The organism is Lysobacter sp. GQ73, from assembly GCF_059758755.1.
Map to the genome: position 1 here is coordinate 1 of NZ_JCAXEE010000026.1, position 407 is coordinate 407.

1 protein-coding gene is annotated in these 407 nt (G+C 68.8%); it reads left to right on the top strand.

The window, feature by feature from the left end; all coding sequences use genetic code 11:
* Positions 1 to 407, top strand: a 407-nt coding sequence (locus tag AC6CH2_RS22510; protein ID WP_498271162.1) for a CLIPPER-2 domain-containing protein, incomplete at both ends; no start/stop codon positions are given.

Consider the following 407-nt stretch of genomic DNA (forward strand, 5'->3'; position numbering starts at 1 on the left):
GGCAGCACCGACCCTGCGTGCACCACCACGGTGACCACGCCGGTGACGGCGCTGAGCCAGACGATCGCCAAGACCATGGCCAATGCCGACAACGACGGCAGCGGCACAGTGTCGGTGGGCGACGTGCTGACCTACACGGTGACGGTGACCAACACCAGCGCGAGCGGCAACCTGACCAACGTGGTGGTGAACGACAGCAAGATCACCCCGAGCAGCACCACCTGTGCATCGGTGGCGCCGGGCGCGACCTGCGTGTTGACCGGCACCTACACGGTGACGGCCGCCGACGTGACCGCCGGTAACGTGGTGAACACCGCGACCTCGACCAGCCCGGTCTGCCCGGTGGGCAGCACCGATCCGGCCTGCACCACCACGGTGACCACGCCGGTGACGGCGCTGAGCCAGAC